Source organism: Bacillus sp. LL01 (assembly GCF_001037965.1).
This window is the reverse complement of the sequence record NZ_LFEL01000003.1, coordinates 255,136-269,650: the sequence shown is the minus strand read 5'-3', so window position 1 is coordinate 269,650 and position 14,515 is coordinate 255,136. Positions and strand designations below refer to the sequence as shown.

Here is a 14,515-nt window from a genome sequence, read left to right as displayed (position 1 = left end):
ATGCAAAAAACACCTTACTTAATTCACTTCAATGAAAAAGACCGCGAAGAAATCGGAAGCTATTATGATTTCGGTTATGTGGTCAGCAAACTGAAAAATGCCCTATACAATAAATATGGCACTGACTTTTATCTTTATGGCGATGATGAAACATCCAATGAAATTTGGGAAGTACTTGAAGAGGACTTAGAGATTCATCCTGAAAAAGTGGAAGCTGTTACCCACGTATTTGATGGACTAGAAACAAGAACGATCTCCTCTAATCATAATCAAGATCAGCTCGAATTCATCATTAAACCACGTCTTACTAATACTCTTTACTACTATACAGAGTACGAAGTGGCAGTGGTCAGATGTCCTATTTTTCAAACTCATACAGAGACCATTCATGATTTTATTTTGGCCAAGAATAATGAAGGCCTCTTAACCTTTTTAAACTATGTGATTAAAAGAAAGCGGGACTACACGAAAAACTATGTCACCGTTTTTACTGACACGGAAAATGGTATCGAAAGCACAAAAGAGAAAATCACCACTTTTGTTACACGTGATGATGTGTTTTTAGAAGAATCTCTTAAAAAGGAAATCTATCGTTCTATCGACGAGTTCTTTACTGATAGCGGCTCCTTCTTTAAAACTTATGAAATTCCCTATAAGAGAGGAATCTTGCTATACGGAAAGCCTGGAAATGGAAAAACTACACTTGTGAAGTCGATTGCCAACAGCATTACAGCACCCGTTGCATATTGGCAAATCACCGAGCACACTTCAAGCTACTCCGTTCATGAAGTGTTTTCCACCGTAAACAGGATGACACCGATGGCATTGGTAATTGAGGATATTGATTCGATGCCAATAGAAGTCAGGTCCGTCTTTTTGAATACATTGGATGGGGCAACTTCCAAGGAAGGGATCTTCTTAATTGGAACTACCAACTATCCTGAGAAAATTGACCCTGCTCTCATTAATCGTTCCGGACGTTTTGACAGAGCATACGAGATTAAACTACCTACTTTGGAATTAAGAATGGGCTATTTAAAAAAGAAGAATATGCTTCAATTCATTTCAGAGGAAGAGTTAATGAAGATCAACCAGCTGACAGATGGATTCTCCTATGCACAATTGAATGAGTTGTACACCTCTGTCGCCTTGCAGTGGCATTATGAAAAGACAGTGGACGTGGAAAAGATTTGTGCGGATCTGCAAGCAGATAACAAGAAGAAAAAAAACTTCAAATGGGATACGGATGCCGGACAAGTAGGATTTATAAGATAAAATAGAGCCTGAAACCTATCGCAGAATTGCGGTAGGCTTCAGGCTTTTTATTGAATATATAAGCAACATGTTATTTTGGTAATTATTCTTTATTCACCTTTATCAAATTTCTCCTGCGCTTGAGCAGTTCGCTTCGCATAAGGCAGTGCTTCAAGTCGTTCATACGGAATCTCTTCCCCAGTATCCACACAAGTACCATACGTTCCTTCTTCCATTCTGGTTAAAGCTTCTTCAATCTCACCTAGCAATTTCTCATCGATCTGCTCAAAGGTTTGTTCCTGCTCTCTATCCACTCTCTCGGCATTCCCTTCTGCCAGGTGGTTGCCGATTCCAGAGGTGATTTCTCCTGTAGATTCACGCATCGACTCATCTAATATACTGTTTTCCCGCTTTTTCTCTATGCTTTCTTTCATCTTTTCCAGGTTGGTTTGAAGTGTTTTCTGCTTTTCTTTTGTTAATTTCATTTCTATCTACTCCCTTCATCTAGTGAAGGTATTCCCTGAAAAGTGAGGAATAAAACAACCTGAAATTCTATTGTAAAATCTCGGTTAATGCTTCTTCTATTCTGGGATACTTAAATTGATACCCATATTTTTCCAATCGTTCCGGTACAACCCACCTGCTTTTCAAAATCAATTCTGTTTCTGTCCTGATGATAACCGCTCCGATTTCCAGCATCCATCTGGGGGAAGACAATCCTATCTTTCTATTCATTTTATTTCTCATTTCAGCCATGAATTGTTTGTTTGAGACCGGGTTTGGTGCAGAGCAGTTGAACACTCCCTGCAATTCTTTTCTATCTCTTATGAAAAGCATGATTCTGTAGACATCTTCAATATGTACCCAGCTGAACATTTGAGTTCCTGGCCCCTGGACTCCACCAAGACCAAAGGTTACCAGGTTTTTGAATGGTGTCATTACACCGCCATTTTTTCCCAGTACTATGGCAATACGTAATGCCACCTGTCTTGTTTGTAGCAGGTTGAAATTAAAGAACGATTTTTCCCACGTTTTGGCCACTTCGACGGAAAATCCTTCTCCTGTTTCACCGGTTGTTTCCGTCATCGGTCTGTCCTCGGCGTGTCGGTATATGGTTGCTGTACTGGAGTTAATCCATAATTCTGGAGGATTTGGGACAGATTTAATTGATTCCCCTATGATTCTTGTCGTCTCTGTTCTTGAATCGAATATTTCCTTTTTGTTTTTCTCATTATAGCGGCAATCGACGGACTTTCCAGCCAGGTTGATGACTAGCTCCGCACCATCGATTGCTGCTTCAATCTCCTTCATATCTGTCCATGCTATGTGCTGAGGCTGCCTTGATATAATTTTAACTTCATAGTTTTGTTGAATGAATTGCTTTTCCAAGTATCTTCCGATGAATCCGGTTCCTCCTGCAAGTACTACTTTTTTGTTCAATTGTGTACCTCTCTTCTATGTTTTATTTATCGGAACGGCCAGTACCAATAGACGATTATTTCTTCTACTGAACTATCTGATTCCTTTACTATTACGAGTTGGGATGGCTTCAGGTCCACTGTATCATGGATAAAGAGTCTTAGTAGTCCAAATCCGTTTACTTTTAGGTCCTTGTGAAATGGCTTTATTTTTTTCTCAGGATCATAAATTTCATCCGGTTTTATTTGGATATGGGAGAGAAGTATTCCATTGATCTACTGTATTTACTTTGTATTTGGGGTGATTTTTGTACTGATATAGATCAGCCTTTTTCATTTTCAGGACACGCCCTTTATTAGGAAGTATCTACCATTTATTTTAGCATAGTTATGGTGTGGTGTTTAGTTGGATGAGAAGGTGAAATGTCTTTTTTTTGATTGAGCACTTATCCTTGTATGGTTTTAACGTTCGTGAGAAGGGAAACGACAAACTATGAGGAAGGAGGTATTATATGCTATCAAGTGCACTTATAGGGTTGACTATCATATTTATATTGATAAACCTGTTCTATTTTTTCACCAACAAAACATACAAAAAAAGCTATGCCAACTCAGCACTATTTTTAAAGCTGTTCTTCGTAATGACCGCCCTCACCTTTGGGTTCGCTGTTCTGTATTATCTGCTGTCCAGCGGTGAAGTCATATTAAGGGTGTCTGATATAAATGGAGACCAGGCTTCCGAGGATTTTCTTACCTTCCTATATTTTAGCGGGGTAACCATGCTTTCTGTAGGATATGGTGACCTTATACCTGTAGGAAGTGCCAGATTCTTCGCTCTTATTCAAGCAAGCTTGGGCCTGCTCCTGCCGACTGCCTACTTCATGAGTGCTTTGGGCAGCTCCTCTGAGGAAAGCGAGTAATCTTTTATATGAATTGGCTGTTTTCGTAAGCTTTGTTGCTTTTTCGTATTTATAGACCAACCGTTTTAGTCAGTCCCTTTTTACCTAATGGAGGCTATAACAATGAATACTACACCGTATATACTTTTGCTGTTAATCGGTTATATTATCTTCACCATCGATAAGAAAAAGGAGGATATTCCGATTCCTCCGATACTTGTGCTGATTGGTATAGGCCTGTTTTTCATTCCTTATTTCTCTTCCATTGAGATCACAAAAGAAGTGATTTATCACCTCTTTTTGCCGGGCCTGTTGTTTGTTTCAGCCTATCGCTTTCCACCTGCAGCATTTAGACGAAATGGAGGTATTATTGCTTTTTTGGCAACAGTAGGAATTCTGATAACCGTCTTTCTTCTCGGATTGGCTATATATGCCGTTAGTGTTCCTATTGTTTCCATATCCTTTGTAGGCTGCCTTTTGATTGCAGCCATACTGACACCTACCGACCCTGTCTCTGTCACTTCCATTCTGGAAAAGGCTTCGGGCAATAAGGTGTTGGCGGAAGTGGTGGAAGGAGAGTCTTTTATCAATGATGGGACAAGTATCGTTTTATTTACGGTAATAACGGGCATCTATCTAAAAGATGGAAAGTCTTTTTCTGTCGGTTCGTTTTTTGTGGAATTTCTATATGTTTCCCTCGGAGGAATATTCATTGGGCTTGCTGTAGGCTGGCTTTTCAGTAAGGCGGTGCACATTACCCACCATAAAGAGTATCAGGTTACATTGAGCATCATCCTTGCCTATGGAGTATTCAATTTTGCTGAGCATTTCGGATTTTCAGGAGTGCTGGCTACTGTTTTTGCTGGAATCATGCTTTCATTCGAATTTGACCGGTCCATCAAGAATGATCACTTCCGAGAATCCCTTGACGGTTTCTGGGGGGTAGTGGAAATCTCCATTCTCTCGCTATTATTCCTTTTGATTGGGATAGTGGCCGGTCACCACCTATCGATTGAAAATTGGGGCCTTGTCATCTTGATTTTCCTGGCTTCGGTCCTGGTGAGGTTAGTTATTATAACCGGTTCTACGCAGCTCTTTCCGCAATGGAGGAAAAGGTTCCACTGGAAGGAATCCATTCTTTTAAGCTGGTCCGGTATAAGAGGTTCTATGTCTGTTTTTCTAATCTTGAGCCTTCAAGCTCAAGAGGTGAAGGATACCGATCAGATCATTTCCTTATCCTTTGCCGCAGTGCTGATTTCTTTGGTTGTTCAAAGTATCGGCATTCATCCTTTATCAAAGAAATTGCAGAAATAAATTTATTTCTAGAAAGGTGATGTTATCATGATGGAAATCGAGAAATACTTCCAACCTAGTTATGAGGAATCACGAAAGACATTCCAAGGACACTTGGAAAAAATCAAGAGAAAATGGCCGAAAGCGGAGTTGACGAGTGAAAATATAGGGAAGGAAAAGGATAACACGATTGATATGATCTCTTCCGAGGCCATATCCTCAAATGAACAGGTTCTTTTCTTCACCACTGGGGAACACGGTATTGAAGGGTATGCAGGCGCTGCCGTAACGCATCTTTTTGTAGATGATTACTTGAACGGAATCGATCCCCAAACAACCGGTATCTGTCTGATACATGCATTGAACCCTTGGGGAATGAGAAACTTCCGCAGGGTAACGGAAAATAATATTGACCTAAACCGAAACTATTTGTACGACCTTGGTTCTGTACCGGAAGACGTGAACAAAAATTTCGCTAAAGCAAAAGACCTCTTTTTGCCGAACGGAAAAGTCGAAAACATAAAAAAGGAAAAAACAGATTTATATTCCCACCTGACCAAGGCTTCAATCAAGGAAGGCTACAGTGGAATCAGCGAGGCAAAAGGCATGGGGCAGTTCGAATTTGAGCGGGGGGTCTACTTCGGAGGCAAGGAACCAGAAGAATCGGCCCACTTCCTGAAGAGCGTGCAGAGAAGGCTGCTTTCTACCTATAGGCGTGTCATCCATATGGATTGGCACACAGCTCTAGGTCCATCCAACGAAATTACGATGATGGTGTCAGAGACTGATTCCCGCAAAGAAGAAGAATTAAAGTCCTTGTATCCATTAAAAAACATCCAAACATTCACGCCGGATAAGGTAAAGGGGGATTTTACCAACCACTTCCATAAGCTTAAAAAAGAAGAGTATCCCGATACATATCTCTTCTCAGCCCTATTTGAATTTGGCACCTTTGGAGATGACAAAGAGGCCGAACTGCGTGAATTCACCACTATCCTACTTGAAAACCAGCTCTATTGGTACGGTGCAGAAAAAGAAGAAGACAGACAGTGGGTGATGGATGAATTCCAGAAGATGTTTTATCCGAAAGACAGAGAGTGGAGAGAATCCGTTTTGAAGGAAGCCCGCTTAGGATTCGAGGTTGTCTTGGGGAGAGAGGGCATATTAAAATAGTCCTCTGTGAAGACTGGCATTGACTTTATAAGTTGATGTCAGTTTTTAATTTCTTTGAGGAAAAAGCCTTTCAAAAACCGAAAGGCCTTTCTCCTTATATATTCCTTTATTCTACTGTACTCTTCATCTCTTTCTCCACTATATCCCTAAGCGCACGTTTCAGGAACTTCCCTACCGAAGTCTTCGGTATCTCTTCCATGAAGATTACCTCATCAGGCAGCCACCATTTCGCGAACTGTGGTGAAATGAAAGCGATAATCTCCTGCTTTTCCACTTTGCCAACAAAAGCTTCTTTCAGCACGACACACGCGACAGGTCTTTCCTGCCACTCATCATGTGGAATGGCAACCACGCTTGCTTCAAATACGGCTTCATGTGCCATGATCGCATTTTCAAGGTCAACAGAGGATATCCATTCTCCACCACTCTTAATAAGGTCCTTGGTGCGGTCCACAATTTTTACCACACCCTCTTCATCAACGGTAACCACATCGCCTGTATGTAGCCAGCCGTCGATAAATGCATCATTAGAACGCTCATCCTTATAATATTCATCTGCAATCCATGGTCCACGTAGACAAAGTTCCCCCATATCTACCCCGTTCCACTGAACCTCCCCGTCTGCACCGATGACCTTCATCTCTAGTCCAGGTACCAACAGGCCTTGCATCGAACGGATATCCAGCATTTTTTCTTCGTCAAGGTCTGCCTGGTGACTCTTCAACCTTGAAACTGTAGCGAGAGGGGTTGTTTCCGTCATGCCATATGCGTGAAGGAAAGGGATACCGTACTTCGTTTCAAAGGTCTTAATCATGCCCCTAGGAGCAGCAGAACCACCACATAAAATCGCCCGCAAACTGGATGTGTCATATAATCCTTTTTCCAATTCATTCAACAACCCGAGCCAAATGGTCGGTACGCCGGCAGTCAAAGTAATATTCTCGCTTTGGATTAGCTCCGCCAAGAGCTGCGGAGTAAACTGTGGTCCAGGCAGCACCTGTGTGGTACCAAACCAGGTTGCTGCAAACGGCAACCCCCAGGCATTTGCGTGGAACATCGGCACAACTGGCATGCATGTATCATATTCGGACAGTCCTGCTGTATCCGCCAACCCAAGCGCGAAACTATGGAGAACCAAGGAGCGGTGCGAATAGACAACACCTTTTGGATTGCCTGTTGTCGCGGAAGTATAGCAGATTCCTGCCGCATCATTTTCATCTATATCTTTTACAAAAGAATAATTTGGATCTCCCTCTTCCAATAAGTCTTCATAGGAGAACACGGGATGTAGTGACGTCGCGGGCAACTCTTCTTTATCTGTCATGACGATGTATGCTTTTACCGTACCCAGCTGATCTTTCACACGTTCCACCAGCGGGAGAAGGTCTTCATCCACAAACATGACCACATCTTCGGCATGGTTAACTATATAAGTTACATGCTCTGGAGCCAATCTGATGTTGATGGTATGAAGCACTGCACCCATTCCAGGAATTCCAAAATAGGTTTCCAGGTGGCGGTGATGATTCCATGCGAAGGTTCCTACTCTATCGCCTTTTTGCACCCCTAGCTTTTCCAGCGCACTGGATAGTCTTCGAGTCCGCTCGCCAATTTTACGATAGGACAAACGCTGCACTCCAGACAGAGTTCGTGAGACAACCTCTTTGTTCGGGAAAAACTTTTCCGCTCTTTCAAGCATGGAACTGACGGTCATTGGTACATTCATCATCTAACATTACCCCTCTCGATTAAATGATTTTAGCTTACGTTAAAGCTTGTCCAACCATTTTGCTGTTTGCTCTCCCACAGTTGGAGAATGCTTGTATCCGTTTGAACTTCCACCATGCATAGCAACCTTTACATTTCCTGCTTCATCCTGAAAAATACTTTTATTTTCTATAAAATATGGATAACTAGAAAGTTCTCCTACTTCCAACACCGGTGTTAAGCAGCAATCGACATCTTGACTAAAGGTTGTCCACTCTTCAATTGTCCGACTAGCAAACAATTCTTCTAACTTTTGTGCAAAAGGATTACTTTTTCTTCTAACGGAAAAATGTGCTCCAAGCCATTCTGCCCGGTCCACCGCTTCGCAGAAATTCTCCCAAAACTTATTTTCCAGTGCACCGAGCGCCATAAATCGCCCGTCCTTCGTTTCATAAATCCCATAGCTGATGAGTTCCCCATTCAGTAGCGTGATGCCTTGGTTCTCTCCTGCCTCCTGATGAATGGATAGGTGCGTCCCCATGAAGGAAGTGGCAACATCTATAAGACTAATAGAATGGTAGCCCCCTAAACCTGATCGCTCTTTTTTTAATAAAAGAGCCAGCACCATTTCACAGGCTGCCATACTGCCAAAGTAGTCGGCTATGGTGATGGAAGGGTGAATGGGACGGCCAGATGTATCCTTTAATTGTGCAAGCATCCCGCTCAAAGCCATATAGTTGATATCATGGCTACCAAACTTACTCCATCTGCCATTGTTCCCGTACCCTGTAATGGAACAATAGAGGATGTCGGGCTTTCGCAGTTTAATAGTCTCATAGTCGAGTTCAAACCGGGACATCACACCAGGCCTGAAACTTTCTATGATAATATCGCAGCCTTCTACCAAACTCACTATTTTTTCCCTGTCCTCCTCGGTTTTCAAGTCGGCGGACACACTCATCTTCCCGCGATTATTAGCGAGATAAACCACACCAGTTCCATCACGCTTGATCCCAGTATGACGGGCGGGATCCCCTGCCAAAGGTTCCACTTTGATTACCTCTGCACCGAGATCGGCCAAACGTTGGGTGGCAAAAGGGCCAGGCAGATGATTGGTGAAATCCAGTATTCTAATCCCTTCCAGCAGGTTTTCTGTCATCGGGACGACTTCTCTTCTGTTACAAGCTCTTCCATTTGCTTTCTCAAGACAAACTTTTGTATTTTCCCGCTCGCATTCCGAGGCAGGGCATCTACAAATATATACTTACGAGGGCGTTTATAACGTGACAGCTGGGAACTGTTCAAGCAGAAAGCATCTAGCTCTTCTTCTGTCAGTGTCTGGTTTTTCTTCACCACAAACGCTGTCACTGTTTCTCCCCAGCGGTCATCAGGAAGGCCGACAATGGCTACATCCAGAACACCGGGGTGCTCATAAAGGATATCCTCGACTTCCCGTGGATAGATGTTTTCTCCGCCGCTGATGATCATGTCATCCACCCGGTCCTTTACAAATAAAAAGCCCTCATTATCCAGATAGCCAATATCCCCTGAATGGTACCAGCCTTTATACATGGCAGCGGCTGTCGCTTCCTCTCTGTTAAAATAAGCACTCATGATGCAAGGGCCTTGTACAAGAATTTCGCCTGCTTCGCCTGCAGGCAACATATCATCAGGGTCACTCGGTCCCTCTTCGTTCGGCCGCACAATCCTAATTTCGTGATTCAGGCATGCCTGTCCAGCAGATCCAGCTTTCCTGAGCTGATCTTTTTCCGATAGAAAGGTAATGGCCGGTCCCATTTCCGTCATGCCGTATGCTTGGACAAGCGATATTCCTAATAAGTCGTGGCACGCTCTTACAAGTGCCGGTGCCATCGGAGCAGCTCCGTATAACCCAAGGTTTAAACTGCTCAAGTCATAGTCAATAAAGTTCTCCTGCAACAACATATTCCACATAGTGGGTGCCGCAAAAAACTTTGTCACTTTCTCATCCTGTATGAGCTGCAGTACCTTTTTCGGTTCGAAATGATGCAGGATGACATTTTTTCCACCAACATGAATCCTTGGAATGACTGCACAATGCAATTCCGCACAATGAAACATCGGGGCTGTCACTAGCCCAATATCCTCTGTTTCAAGCTTGGTAGCTGATATAACGATCAAACTCTGCTCGGCCATATCCCTGTGACGGTGAATCACCCCTTTAGGCCTTCCTGTTGTCCCACTAGTGTACATAATGGCATAGGTATCGTTTTCCAGGACATTGATAGCCACTTCATCAGTTGAAGAGGATTTAAGCTTTTCTTGATAAGAGGAGGAATAACTAGTTTCCTCCCCATCAATAATCCAGAACCCCGTTTTATCAAAACGCCCGACAATGGAAGCAACAACAGGCTCCAACGCTTTCTCATACATCACAACTTTCGGCTGGGCATCATTTAAAATGAATGCCACTTCTTCTGGCTGCAAACGGAAATTGATTGGATTGAATACAGCTCCAATCTTCGCACAAGCAAGCATCGTCGTGGCAAGCTCCTCTGTGTTAAAAAGTAGTGTAGAGACCCTGTCCCCTTTTTTCACTCCTTCATCCATTAGGGAGTTGGCTAATCTGTTTACTTCCACATTCCATTCCTTGTAGGTATAACGTACATTTTTCTTCACATCATAAAGCGCTTCTTTATCCGGAAACTTTTGTACTGTAAGATCAAAGATTCTCCCAATCGTTATCGACATCTTTCATCCTCCTACTTTTCTTAAAATATCAATCAAGCCTTTCAATGATGGTTGCGTTCGCCATACCATGTCCTTCACACATTGTCTGCAAGCCGTACTTTCCTCCTGTACGTTCGAGCTCATGCATCATGCTGATCATAATCCTCGCACCGCTTGCTCCAAGTGGATGTCCTAATGCAATTGCTCCTCCGTTCGGATTGAGCCTTGCCGGATCTGCACCTGTTTCCTCTAGCCAAGCCATTGGTACCGGAGCAAAGGCTTCATTGACTTCAAACACATCAATGTCTTCAATGGACAGGCCAGATTTTTGCAGTACTTTTTCCGTAGCCGGAATCGGACCTGTCAGCATCAAGGTTGGATTGGACCCGACCACCACCCTTGTATGAACTTTGAATCGCGGCTTTAATCCAAGCTCCAATGCCTTTTCTTTTGTCATCAATAGAAGGGCCGCTGCTCCATCACTGATCTGACTTGCATTCCCTGCATGGATAACGCCATCTTCTTTGAACACGGTCTTTAATCCACCAAGTGCCTCCACCGACGTTTCCTTGCGAGGACCGGAATCTTCCTTCATCACAAATGTCGAGCCATCTTCCAATGTCACTTCAATCGGCATGATTTCTTTTGCAAAATAACCCTCAGCTTGCGCTTTTAATGCTTTTTGATGGCTTTCATAAGAAAAGGTATCTAACTCCTTGCGAGTAAATCCGTACTTTTCCGCAATCCTTTCCGCGGAAAGTCCCTGATTGATGATTTCATACTTTTCCTGCAGCCTGTCACTGAACGGCGCCTTTTGATAGTTGGATCCCATCGGCACTCTTGTCATATTTTCGACTCCGCCGGCAATGACTACATCCATGTCACCCGCCAAAATGGCTTGTGATGCAAAATGGACAGCCTGCTGACTGGAACCGCACTGTCGGTCAAGAGTGGTCCCAGGGACTTCAATCGGGAACCCTGCAATCAATGCGGCAACCCTTGCAATATCCCCGGCCTGCTCGCCTGACTGTGTCACACATCCAAAAATGACGTCCTCCACAAGTCCAGCGTCAATCCCGGCGCGATTTACTAGCTCCTTCAGAACTTCTCCTGCTAGATCATCTGGCCTGTAATCTTTTAGTAACCCCTTTCTTCTTCCCACTGGTGTTCGTACCCCTTCTACAATGACGACTTCTCTCATGCTGAAAATCCCCTTCCTTACAATCCTAAGTTTTTGGCAATAATCGTTTTCATAATGTCGTTTGTTCCTGCATAGATACTCGCAACAGGAATATCACGATATCTTCTCGCAATCTTGTATTCTTCCATATACCCGTACCCGCCATGAAGCTGCATGCATTGGGTCGCGATGTTTCTGGCAATCTCGGTCAGTTTCCATTTTGCCATCGAAACTTTTGTCACAACATCTTCCCCGGCAATATGGTCGGCAATTAGCTGGTCAAGGAATGTCCGACCCATTTCCACTTCTGTTGCCATTTCGGCAATCTTGAACTGTGTGTTCTGGAATTGGCTGACAGGTCTGCCGAACGCTTCCCTGCTTTTCACATAATCGATAGTGGATTGCAGCATTTCTTCTGAAGCAATCTGGGCTCCAATGCCCACCAACAGTCTTTCCTGCTGCAGTTTGTCCATTAAATATAAGAACCCACGACCTTCCTTACCGAGTAGGTTTTCCTTAGGCACCTTACAATCCTCGAAAAATAACTCGGCTGTATCTTGTGAGTGTAGCCCCACTTTGTCCAGCTTTCTGCCTCTAGAAAAGCCTGGATGTCCCCTCTCAATTACAAGTAGACTAACTCCTTTATGCTGTGGACGAATTTCTGTATCGGTCTTGACTGCCACAATAACTAAATCTGAATGGATTCCATTAGTAATGAACGTCTTTGCCCCGTTGACGATATAATGGTCGCCTTCCAGTCTTGCAGTCGTATTAATATTGGCAAGATCCGAACCCGTCCCAGGCTCCGTCATCGCAATCGCCGAAATCGTTCTACCGGTCACACAAGAAGGCAGCCATCTCTGCTTTTGCTCTTCTGTCCCAAAGCTCGTGATATAAGGAACCACAATATCATTGTGAAGTGCAACGCCGATCAGGCCTGTTCCGACACGCTCGAGCTCTTCGTTAATGACGACGGAATAACCCCAATCTGTCTCACTTCCACCATACTTTTCATCAATATCCGGGCAAAGATAGCCCTGTTCCCCCATCTTCGTCCAAAACGAACGGGGAATGATGCGATCACTTTCCCATTCATCATAAAAAGGAACAGCTTCCCTTTCCAAAAACTTGCGTAAAGACTTTCTGAATTGTTGATGGTCCTCTGTTAAATATGGATGTTTTCTTGGTTCTCTTTTTGTTGAAAGCGATTTCAAACCACTTCACTCCTATGCTTTTACTTGATTTAATTGCTGTCTCAGCTGATATTTCAGTATTTTACCGGATGCATTTCTCGGCAGCATCTCTTCCACAAAAATCTTTCGCGGAACCTTGTAGCCAGCAAGCTTCTGACGGCAGAACTGCTTCAGTTCCTCTTCATCCACCACATGATCTTTATGAGAAACGACCACTGCACATACCGCTTCTCCCCATATCTCATCGGGCAGTCCGATAATGGCCGCTTCCATCACTTGAGGATGTTCATAGAGCACTTCCTCCACTTCAATGGAATAAACGTTTTCCCCTCCCGAGATAATCATGTCTTTTTTGCGGTCCACCAAGGTGATATAACCTTCTTCGTCAACGGTGGCCAAATCTCCTGTATATAACCAGCCATCTTTTAACGCTGCTTTCGTTTCTTCCGGCTTTTTATAGTATTCTTTCATGATGGATTCACCTTTCAGGACAAATTCACCCACTGCCCCTACATCAATGTCCTTGCCGGTTTCATCCACCACTCTTGCTTCCGTCAAAAATGACGGTTTTCCGTTCTTCCCAAGGTGTTTTTTGTGTCCGAGTGGATCTAACAGTATTCCATTTGGCCCTGCCTCTGTTAGACCGCAAAGGTTGAAGAATTGGTCATTTTTAAATAAGTTCATGCTCTTTTTCACGAGGTCAGGTGCCATTGGTGCCGCTCCATATCCACAGCGTTTGATGGAGGAAAGATCATAGTTGTCCGCATCAGGTACCTGCAATAGGAAATTGAACATCGCCGGTACGCCGAAAAAATGGGTTATTTTATGTTCGTGTATTGCTTTGAGTGTATGCACAGGATGGAAATCCCGATGAATGAAATGGGTGGCACCGAGTACTGTTCCGGAAACGAGGAATAAATTCAGCTGTGCTGAATGAAACAATGGAGCAATATGTAGGAAGCGCTCCTGCTGATTGATTCCCATGCTGATCATCATGGATAGACCTACATTGAAAATTCGACGGTGGTCGAACAAGGCTCCTTTAGGACGTCCGGTCGTTCCAGAAGTGTATAGGATTTCAAGGTCGTCTGTTTCAAGAACTTCTACTTCTGGATCCTGTTCATTAGAGGATAACACTTCGTTATACGATCTGTTTTCGGCAATCGTCGGCGTTCCCACCACAATCACTTTTTCCACCTTACTACCTGTCATTGCTTTGGCGATTGTTTCTTCAAACTCTTCGTCACAGATGATTAATTTCGCTTCTGACTGCTCCAATATATATTGGATTTCTGTGGAAGTTAAACGGAAGTTCATCGGTACGATTACGGCGCCGATTTTTGCACCTGCAAAATAGGAAAAAACAAAGTAATCCGAGTTTTTCATCATGAAGGCTACCTTGTCGCCTTTTGATACTTCATGCTTCAACAGGCCATGAGAGAGCTTATTCACTTCTCGGTTGAACTGGTCATAATTATACGTTCTTCCTTCACAGTCGATGGCAAGCTTTTCGGGAACCTTTCTGGCATTTTGCGACACATACATTCCAATGTTCATACACGTTCCTCCTTTAAAATAGAATTCGAGTATTTAAATGCAAGAATTATGCCAAGAGAAACCGAAAGGAATCATATACAATAATAGAGACTTATATTAATTCCGCTTTATAAAATTGTCCTACTTTAATAC

At 43.4% G+C, this 14,515-nt stretch carries 12 protein-coding genes; 4 read left to right on the top strand and 8 right to left on the bottom strand.

Translation table 11 applies throughout. From position 1 onward, the window contains the following. A complete protein-coding gene (locus AB685_RS10845) occupies positions 1-1,275 on the top strand; it encodes an ATP-binding protein (RefSeq protein WP_047970621.1) in 1,275 nt (424 codons plus the stop codon). Positions 1,276-1,364: 89 nt separating this feature from the next. Here AB685_RS10845 and AB685_RS10840 read toward each other — a convergent pair whose 3' ends face one another. Both AB685_RS10840 and AB685_RS10835 read right to left on the bottom strand, forming a co-directional pair. Then, positions 1,365-1,739, bottom strand: a complete 375-nt coding sequence (locus AB685_RS10840) for a TraR/DksA C4-type zinc finger protein (protein ID WP_047970620.1) — start codon at positions 1,737-1,739, stop codon at positions 1,365-1,367. A 67-nt stretch (positions 1,740-1,806) separates the two neighbouring features. Further along, complete coding sequence (locus AB685_RS10835; protein ID WP_047970619.1) at positions 1,807-2,694, bottom strand: TIGR01777 family oxidoreductase; 888 nt, start codon at positions 2,692-2,694, stop codon at positions 1,807-1,809. A gap of 490 nt (positions 2,695-3,184) precedes the next feature. Here AB685_RS10835 and AB685_RS10830 point away from each other — a divergent pair, with 490 nt between their 5' ends. The 3 genes from AB685_RS10830 to AB685_RS10820 all read left to right on the top strand — a co-directional run bounded on the left by AB685_RS10830 (position 3,185) and on the right by AB685_RS10820 (position 6,037). After that, the gene (locus tag AB685_RS10830) at positions 3,185-3,592 is read left to right on the top strand and encodes an ion channel (protein ID WP_047970618.1); all 408 of its coding nucleotides are present in this window, start codon (positions 3,185-3,187) and stop codon (positions 3,590-3,592) included. A 102-nt stretch (positions 3,593-3,694) separates the two neighbouring features. Further along, entirely contained in the window at positions 3,695-4,885 is a 1,191-nt protein-coding gene (locus tag AB685_RS10825) for a sodium:proton antiporter (RefSeq protein WP_047970617.1), read from the top strand. Positions 4,886-4,912: 27 nt separating this feature from the next. Continuing rightward, entirely contained in the window at positions 4,913-6,037 is a 1,125-nt protein-coding gene (locus AB685_RS10820; RefSeq protein WP_047970616.1) for a M14 family metallopeptidase, read from the top strand. 106 nt (positions 6,038-6,143) lie between these two features. Here AB685_RS10820 and AB685_RS10815 read toward each other — a convergent pair whose 3' ends face one another. From AB685_RS10815 to AB685_RS10790, 6 genes are read right to left on the bottom strand one after another with little or no spacing between them, the layout of a single operon-like run. After that, entirely contained in the window at positions 6,144-7,766 is a 1,623-nt protein-coding gene (locus tag AB685_RS10815; RefSeq protein ID WP_047970615.1) for a long-chain fatty acid--CoA ligase, read from the bottom strand. A gap of 39 nt (positions 7,767-7,805) precedes the next feature. Continuing rightward, positions 7,806-8,903 carry a CaiB/BaiF CoA-transferase family protein gene (locus AB685_RS10810; RefSeq protein ID WP_047970614.1) on the bottom strand — a complete coding sequence of 366 codons (1,098 nt, stop codon included), beginning with the start codon at positions 8,901-8,903 and terminating at the stop codon, positions 7,806-7,808. After that, a complete protein-coding gene (locus tag AB685_RS10805; RefSeq protein WP_047970613.1) occupies positions 8,900-10,474 on the bottom strand; it encodes a fatty acid--CoA ligase in 1,575 nt (524 codons plus the stop codon). The genes AB685_RS10810 and AB685_RS10805 overlap by 4 nt, the downstream gene beginning before the upstream one ends. A gap of 28 nt (positions 10,475-10,502) precedes the next feature. Further along, positions 10,503-11,654: a thiolase family protein gene (locus tag AB685_RS10800; protein WP_047970612.1), complete on the bottom strand. Its 1,152-nt coding sequence runs from the start codon at positions 11,652-11,654 to the stop codon at positions 10,503-10,505. Between the two features lie 17 nt (positions 11,655-11,671). After that, on the bottom strand, positions 11,672-12,847 hold the full coding sequence (locus AB685_RS10795; protein WP_047970611.1) for an acyl-CoA dehydrogenase family protein: 1,176 nt from the start codon (positions 12,845-12,847) through the stop codon (positions 11,672-11,674). A 12-nt stretch (positions 12,848-12,859) separates the two neighbouring features. Then, positions 12,860-14,383: a long-chain-fatty-acid--CoA ligase gene (locus AB685_RS10790; protein WP_047970610.1), complete on the bottom strand. Its 1,524-nt coding sequence runs from the start codon at positions 14,381-14,383 to the stop codon at positions 12,860-12,862. Positions 14,384-14,515 lie beyond the last annotated feature (132 nt).

Excerpts from the sequence above, each read along its gene's own strand:
- AB685_RS10825 (WP_047970617.1), top strand. The coding sequence starts at position 3,695 with ATGAATACTACACCGTATATACTTTTGCTGTTAATCGGTTATATTATC.
- AB685_RS10810 (WP_047970614.1), bottom strand. The coding sequence starts at position 8,903 with ATGACAGAAAACCTGCTGGAAGGGATTAGAATACTGGATTTCACCAAT.
- AB685_RS10830 (WP_047970618.1), top strand. The coding sequence starts at position 3,185 with ATGCTATCAAGTGCACTTATAGGGTTGACTATCATATTTATATTGATA.
- AB685_RS10840 (WP_047970620.1), bottom strand. The coding sequence starts at position 1,739 with ATGAAATTAACAAAAGAAAAGCAGAAAACACTTCAAACCAACCTGGAA.
- AB685_RS10800 (WP_047970612.1), bottom strand. The coding sequence starts at position 11,654 with ATGAGAGAAGTCGTCATTGTAGAAGGGGTACGAACACCAGTGGGAAGA.
- AB685_RS10790 (WP_047970610.1), bottom strand. The coding sequence starts at position 14,383 with ATGAACATTGGAATGTATGTGTCGCAAAATGCCAGAAAGGTTCCCGAA.
- AB685_RS10820 (WP_047970616.1), top strand. The coding sequence starts at position 4,913 with ATGATGGAAATCGAGAAATACTTCCAACCTAGTTATGAGGAATCACGA.
- AB685_RS10845 (WP_047970621.1), top strand. The coding sequence starts at position 1 with ATGCAAAAAACACCTTACTTAATTCACTTCAATGAAAAAGACCGCGAA.
- AB685_RS10805 (WP_047970613.1), bottom strand. The coding sequence starts at position 10,474 with ATGTCGATAACGATTGGGAGAATCTTTGATCTTACAGTACAAAAGTTT.
- AB685_RS10815 (WP_047970615.1), bottom strand. The coding sequence starts at position 7,766 with ATGATGAATGTACCAATGACCGTCAGTTCCATGCTTGAAAGAGCGGAA.